Genomic DNA, 6,584 nt, shown 5'->3' on the forward strand with positions numbered 1-6,584 from the left:
TGACGAGGTTTTCGCTACCCTCCCTTTTTGTCTCTTATGCAGACTTTCGAGTTCAAGGGTTCAACTCAATCGAGCCATTCACTACCGCCCACTCAGGGGATTCAAACCAATTTCATTTTAACATAAAGCCGTCCTAAAAGGACGGGGTTTTAACCCAAATTTTCGATAAAACCTGCGATCGCATTTATCTGGTCGTGGAACTGGGGGTCTTCTCGCCCAAGGTGATAAGATAAAAAACTAAGTCTTTGAAAATATGACAAAGGATTTATCTATCATGACACCCTCTTTAGCTAACTTTCTCTGGAGCCTTGTTTTAGGTGCGGCTATCGTCCTGATTCCTGCCACTATCGGTTTGATTTTCATTAGTCAATACGACAAGATCAAACGGACTTAATTTAATCTAACTCTAAATGCCCAGACCGATCCGTCTGGGCATTTTAGCTAATTTTGGAACTGGCAAGAGCGATCGCACCGACTACCCGATATCCCTCCGTTTGTAAAACCTGCACAGCCTCCTCGATCGTGGTTCCCGTGGTATAAATATCATCAATTAAGAGAATCGGCACTGATTTCGGTAAATTTTTCCCCAGTTGAAAAGCCGCTTGCATCGTCTTTTTTCTCTCCTCGGCTGCCAGACTAAATAAGGCTGCCGTGTTCTTAATCCGAATTAATCCGCGACTAGCCAGAGGATAACCGGTTAAACGACAAAAACCCTCGCCAATAGCTTCTGCTTGATTAAAACCCCTTTCCTTTAACCTTTCTGGGTGGAGAGGGATAGGAATCACCGTCAAGCGTTTATCGGTGAGGGGAGGACGAAGCAGCCAAGTTTCCCCCATGCAACTGCCTAGCAAAGAGCCGAGAGCGGGATGGCGATCATATTTCATTTTAGCGATCGCCTGTTTTAATTTACCTTCATAGCGTCCCCAGATAAACAGGGGAATAGAACCACGCCAGAGAAAAAGCGGGTTATTCTGACGATAGGACTGTAATTGTCGCCCACAATCACGGCAAAGCTCTCGCTCGCTCTGCCGTTGACAAAGAGGACAGGGAGACTTAAGAAATAAAGCGAGAAAAGGTTCGAGCATGGGAAGCAAAAGTTTTAGCTAGATCCTGATTTCCGTCGTCAAAAACGGTCAAATAATGGGGATTACTCCGCTCGATCGAAAGACTGATTCCTTGCGCTCCTTCGGACTCTAGATCTTGTAGATAACCCCCCTGATGCTGTTGTGCTTCCTCAAAAGAGGCAAAGGGACCAAAATAGTAAATACAGTGGGGGGAAAGGGAGGTAATTTTCAGCCACCAAGGGGTATTATCGTCAGAAATTTTCTTTGTCTCCAAGAAAGATAAAATCATGTTCTGGTAGTGATAGGGTACAGGGATTGCGGGAATCAAGGATAGGTTTTGAGGAACTTTGCCCCCATAATTCCCATTTGCCGGCCAAAAAATACAGCTTCTGGCCAAAGAGAGTCTTTTTATCGTATTAGAGTAACAAGGGGATCGGTCGCAAAATCGAAAGAGATTCTAAAAATTCCCCTCAGCCAAGGGGAAGCGGATCGAGATAGGATAGTAAAAAGTTTTTTTTTAGAAAGCTAAGGGGATCAGATAACTATGAGCCAGATCACAGACACAGATAAGAGTCTTGAGGCGATGAAGAATTTTGCCGAACAGTACGCTAGACGTACAAATACTTACTTCTGTAGCGATCTCTCGGTGACAGCCGTAGTAATTGAGGGATTAGCGCGTCATAAGGACGAATTAGGCGCTCCTTTATGTCCCTGTCGTCACTACGAAGACAAAGAAGCGGAGGTAAAAAATACTTTCTGGAATTGTCCCTGTGTACCGATGCGGGAACGGAAAGAATGTCACTGTATGCTATTTATTACCCCCGATAACGAGTTTGCTGGGGAAGAACAGATAATTTCCCTCGACTATATCCAAGAAGTCCGCGAATCGATGAAGGGGCATTAGTTTAGGGTAATGACAGCCACCGCTTTTGGCCAAGGAATCGACGAATTTAATCGCCAGCAATTCTATGCTTGTCATGATACCCTAGAGGCTTTGTGGATGGAGTCCGCAGAGCCAGAAAAAACCTTTTATCAAGGCATTTTGCAGATTGCTGTCGCTTGTTACCATCTAGAAAATAATAACTGGCGCGGAGCGGTAATCCTTTTGGGAGAAGGGGTTAGACGTTTACAACACTATCAACCCGATTACGAGGGGATCAACGTGACGCACTTGGTTGGGGAGAGTTTGGATCTATTAAACTTTTTACAGAATCTCGATCCCCAAGCTTTACCGGCAGTGCTAGAAGGGATGAAAAGCAATCAGGAACATCCTCACCCCCACCTCGATCGATCTATATGTTCTCTGCCGAAAATCCTCAAAAGTCATCCTGTCCTCTAAAAAGCTAGATTAGTTAGTCAATACAATTACATCTAAGTAGGTGGGTGTTAAAAATTGTCAGCACCCCCCTTATCAAGGGGGGATTAAGGGGGGATCAAAGACAAAATCTATCTTCAATTTAATTGAAACCATTTACTTATAGGCGACATTTCTATGAGAGCAAGATACACAAAAATCAGAGGATGGCTAGTTTCCCTCGTTTCTGCTGGCTTAATGGTGGGATTGGGCAATTCTCCCCTAGTCAAAGCACAGCAGAATATTGTACCCGGTAATGCTATGACAGTGCGATCGGATATTCAGGAGGCGAACTCAAAAACGGGGGTAATTACTGCTCGGGGTAACGTACAAGTGTTCTATCCCGCTCGCAAAATGCAGGCCACTTCCGCCCAAGCTCAGTATTTTAGCCGCGAACGTCGTTTAGTGATGACGGGTAACGTTTACGTTTTGCAGGAAGGCAACAGTATCCGCGCCGAAACGATGACTTATCTAGTCGATGAGGGCAGATTTATCGCTACTCCCCAAACCAGTCAGCAGGTGGAGTCAATTTATTTAGTCAAAGATAACGAAACTTCCCCCCAACCGGCTGCTTCTCCGACACCCGCACCCATACCTTCCCCTTCCCTCCCCGCTGCCCCAATTATTAACCCGCAGTGATTGGGAGTCAGTAGTCTCCGAGACAGAATTCAGGAGTCAGCTTTTTTTCTCCCCACTTCCCCACTTCCCCATCCCCCATCCCCCATCCCCCATCCCCCGATCAAGATGACTTTAGTATTAGAAAATATCCATAAATCCTACGGTAAAAGGCTCGTGGTTAACCGGGTGAGTATTACTGTTGCCCCGGGAGAAATTGTCGGGTTATTAGGACCAAATGGTGCGGGGAAAACCACAACTTTTTATATCGCCACGGGATTAATTAAACCGAATCAAGGGCGCGTTTGGCTCGATCAAAAAGAAATTACCAAATTACCCCTTAATCAAAGGGCGCGTCTGGGTATTGGCTATCTGACGCAGCAGGCCAGTATTTTTCGTTATTTAACTGTATCAGAAAATATTCAGTTAGCCCTAGAACAGTCGGGGGTTCCCTTTTCCCAACGGGCAAATCGTCTCTATGATTTATTAAAAGAATTTCGCCTCGATAAGATTGTTCGCACTAAAGGAGCCTACGTTTCCGGAGGAGAAAGAAGAAGGACAGAATTAGCTCGCGCTTTAGCGGTGGGAGTCAACGGACCGAGATTTTTATTATTAGATGAACCTTTCGCCGGGGTGGATCCGATCGCTGTGTCCGAGATTCAAGCGATGATCGCCGGTTTAAGGGATCGTCAGATGGGAATTTTAATTACCGATCACAATGTGCGAGAAACTTTGGCTATCACTAATCGGGCTTATATTATGCGCGAAGGGCAGATTTTAGCGGCGGGAAGTGGCGAAGAACTTTATAATAATCCTCTGGTGCGTCAGTATTATTTGGGTGATAATTTTTTCCGATAATTGTTATTAATAAAAAATCGCTGCATTATATCATGAAAGTTAGCAATTGGCAAGGAAATTTAAGTAGAATACCCGGATTTAGCATCTTAGACCGCTATATTTTTGTCGAGTTATTATTGCCCTTTTTATTTGGTATGGGTTTATTCACTTCTTTGGGAGTGGCGATCGGTACTTTATTTGATTTAGTGCGACGGATTACTGAATCGGGTTTACCTTTTACTTTGGCCTTAAAAATTCTCTTATTAAAAATGCCAGAGTTTATCGTTTTAGCCTTTCCCATGTCGATACTTTTAGCGGCTTTAATGGCCTACAGTCGTTTAGCCAGTGATAGCGAATTAATTGCTTTGAAAAGTATTGGAATTAGTGTTTATCGCCTCATAATTCCCGCCATTGTGCTAAGTTTAATAGTGACGGGATTAACCTACGTTTTTAATGATTATGTGGCTCCGGCTGCCAGTTATGAAGCTAATGCTACCATGACCAAAGCTCTGCGACCAAATCGCAAATCTTTTATTGAAGATAATATTATTTATCCTGAATACGGCAAAGTGCGGCGGCCGGATGGAGGGGAACCGCAAACGGTATTAAGAAGGTTATTTTATGCTGAAAGATTTAACGGTCAAGAAATGCTAGGTTTAACCATTCTCGATCGCACCCAACCGGAAGTTAATCAAATTATTACCTCAGAATCAGCTTCTTGGAATATTGAAAAAAATATTTGGGATTTTTATAACGGCACAATTTATCTAATTGATCCTAAGGGTTCCTATCGTAATATTGTACGATTTCAACATCAACAATTAGCCCTACCGCGTACCCCTTTAGATTTAGCTTTTCGAGGCCGAGATGGTTCAGAAATGACCCTAAGACAAGCGCGGGAATATCTAGGAATACTGCAATTAAGCGGCAATCCTACCAAAATTAGAAAACTACAGGTTCAAATCGAGCAGAAAATATCTTTACCCTTTGTTTGTTTAGTTTTTGGCATGATTGGGGCAGCCTTGGGATTACGTCCGCAAAATGCTAATAAAGCCACCAGTTTCGGTATTTGTATCGTCCTAATTTTCTCCTATTATCTCCTATCTTTTGTCACCAGTTCCTTAGGCATTGGGGGAGTTTTAACCCCCTTGATGGCCGCTTGGTTGCCCAATATTTTAGGATTAACTGCCGGGGGAATTTTGTTACTTCAATCGGCTAAGTAATCGAGGGTTAGCGGTGGGAATAAAAATTGATAATCATCAAATTTCTAAGGCTAATTTGTATAAACGACTGCGGGACAAATTAGTAACCTGTGCTAATTGTCTGCTGGCTTGCGATCGATTAACTCCTCCTTCGATAATCTGTTTTAATTCCCGTTTTAATTCCTCGTCGGATAATTGGATAGTATCGAACCGATTGTTGCCCATAACTACGATAGTAAATTCTCCTTTAGGAGTTTTATTCGCCAGATATAAATTAATCGCCTCGGCGACAGTTCCTCGCCAAATTTCTTCGTAAAGCTTGGTTAATTCCCGACCTAAAACTATCTTTCTCGTTGGGCCGAAAGTTTCTCGTAAATCCTCCAAAGTCTTAATAAGTTTGTGAGGAGCTTCATAAAAAACCATCGTTCTCGTTTCAGTTTTTAAACTCTCTAAGCGCTCTTGTCTCAGCTTTTCCTTACCCGGAAGAAATCCTTCAAAACAGAATCTTTCCGTGGGTAATCCCGACACCGCTAAAGCAGTAATTACCGCCGTTACTCCGGGGATGGGAACCACTTCGATCTTAGCTTCTATACAAGCTTTAATTAACTCATAACCTGGGTCAGAAATCCCCGGCATTCCTGCATCAGTAACCAAGGCGATATCCTGACCTTGGCTGAGAATATTTAATAACTCATCGAGACGGGAAAGGCGATTATGTTCGTGGTAACTAATTTGAGGGGTTGGAATATCAAAATGCTGTAATAATTTCCCTGTGTGTCTGGTATCTTCGGCAGCAATTAGAGCGACTTTTTTGAGAGTTGCCAAGGCCCGCAAAGTCAGATCGTCTAAATTGCCGATCGGCGTTCCCACCACATACAATTTACCGAGATTATTCATAAATTGGCTAAAAATAGGCTATTTAGTCGTATTTTCAGTAAACAGTGAAAAGACAGCAAAAAACTGCCATTTAATCCTGCTCACTTAATATTCTCTTCTCCCACTGATAACCGATCACCGATCACTGATAAGACTGTCCACTAAAAACTCACATCTGATCACTGATAACTGATAACTGATAACCGATCGCTTTTCTCTGTTCAGGGATCGCCCAAATGGGGTAAAGTAGGTCAAGGTATGCTCACCCCTGTTATTGAATTAATCTAGTCTAAGGAGAACGTCTTAGTAATGTTAACCCTAAAAATCGCCGTTTATATCGTTGTTTCCTTCTTTGTCTTACTTTTTATCTTTGGCTTCCTTTCTGGCGATCCTACCCGTAACCCCGGACGCAAAGACTTTGAGTAGAAGACAATTGACAAACCGGTTCTAGGGTAGAGGCACAGGGAACAAGTTATTAAACTTTCCCTGTCTCCCTAGAAATAATGATCATGGTAGTATCATCGGAAATTTTGGGTCTGAAACCCCGCCGTTCTAGGTTGGCTTTACGTTAGAATTAAAAGGCCAGTCTCGAAAACCAAGTGGACGGCGCAGCACCTTGAAAACTCGGCTTAGGGG

General features: G+C 43.2%; 10 protein-coding genes. 7 read left to right on the top strand and 3 right to left on the bottom strand.

The window, feature by feature from the left end; all coding sequences use genetic code 11:
* Positions 1-274: 274 nt before the first annotated feature.
* Positions 275-394 carry a photosystem II reaction center X protein gene (gene psbX, locus EWV84_RS21545; RefSeq protein ID WP_002759073.1) on the top strand — a complete coding sequence of 40 codons (120 nt, stop codon included), beginning with the start codon at positions 275-277 and terminating at the stop codon, positions 392-394.
* 43 nt (positions 395-437) lie between these two features.
* On the opposite strand, the gene EWV84_RS21550 is transcribed toward psbX, so the two are convergent.
* A complete protein-coding gene (locus tag EWV84_RS21550) occupies positions 438-1,085 on the bottom strand; it encodes a ComF family protein (RefSeq protein ID WP_286825205.1) in 648 nt (215 codons plus the stop codon).
* Positions 1,054-1,353: a DUF1816 domain-containing protein gene (locus EWV84_RS21555; protein ID WP_287079968.1), complete on the bottom strand. Its 300-nt coding sequence runs from the start codon at positions 1,351-1,353 to the stop codon at positions 1,054-1,056. Before EWV84_RS21555 ends, EWV84_RS21550 begins: the two co-directional genes overlap by 32 nt.
* 255 nt (positions 1,354-1,608) lie before the next feature.
* On the opposite strand from EWV84_RS21555, the gene EWV84_RS21560 reads away from it, so the two are divergent.
* From EWV84_RS21560 to EWV84_RS21580, 5 genes are all read left to right on the top strand, one after another.
* Positions 1,609-1,968, top strand: coding sequence for a ferredoxin thioredoxin reductase catalytic beta subunit (locus EWV84_RS21560; protein ID WP_002760795.1), 360 nt, complete (start codon positions 1,609-1,611; stop codon positions 1,966-1,968).
* A gap of 9 nt (positions 1,969-1,977) precedes the next feature.
* Positions 1,978-2,403 (top strand): DUF309 domain-containing protein, encoded by a 426-nt coding sequence (locus EWV84_RS21565; protein ID WP_045356566.1) that lies wholly within the window; start codon positions 1,978-1,980, stop codon positions 2,401-2,403.
* Positions 2,404-2,556: 153 nt separating this feature from the next.
* Positions 2,557-3,057 carry an LptA/OstA family protein gene (locus tag EWV84_RS21570; protein WP_286825210.1) on the top strand — a complete coding sequence of 167 codons (501 nt, stop codon included), beginning with the start codon at positions 2,557-2,559 and terminating at the stop codon, positions 3,055-3,057.
* Between the two features lie 105 nt (positions 3,058-3,162).
* Positions 3,163-3,891, top strand: coding sequence for an LPS export ABC transporter ATP-binding protein (gene lptB / locus EWV84_RS21575; protein WP_002797884.1), 729 nt, complete (start codon positions 3,163-3,165; stop codon positions 3,889-3,891).
* A 32-nt stretch (positions 3,892-3,923) separates the two neighbouring features.
* Entirely contained in the window at positions 3,924-5,093 is a 1,170-nt protein-coding gene (locus tag EWV84_RS21580; protein ID WP_287079972.1) for an LptF/LptG family permease, read from the top strand.
* 36 nt (positions 5,094-5,129) lie between these two features.
* On the opposite strand, the gene rsmI is transcribed toward EWV84_RS21580, so the two are convergent.
* Positions 5,130-5,969 (bottom strand): 16S rRNA (cytidine(1402)-2'-O)-methyltransferase, encoded by an 840-nt coding sequence (gene rsmI, locus EWV84_RS21585; RefSeq protein WP_286825213.1) that lies wholly within the window; start codon positions 5,967-5,969, stop codon positions 5,130-5,132.
* Positions 5,970-6,257: 288 nt separating this feature from the next.
* On the opposite strand from rsmI, the gene EWV84_RS21590 reads away from it, so the two are divergent.
* On the top strand, positions 6,258-6,374 hold the full coding sequence (locus tag EWV84_RS21590; RefSeq protein WP_002732356.1) for a photosystem II reaction center protein I: 117 nt from the start codon (positions 6,258-6,260) through the stop codon (positions 6,372-6,374).
* Positions 6,375-6,584 lie beyond the last annotated feature (210 nt).

This window comes from Microcystis sp. M_QC_C_20170808_M3Col (genome assembly GCF_007095505.1).
Taxonomy (GTDB): Bacteria; Cyanobacteriota; Cyanobacteriia; order Cyanobacteriales; family Microcystaceae; genus Microcystis.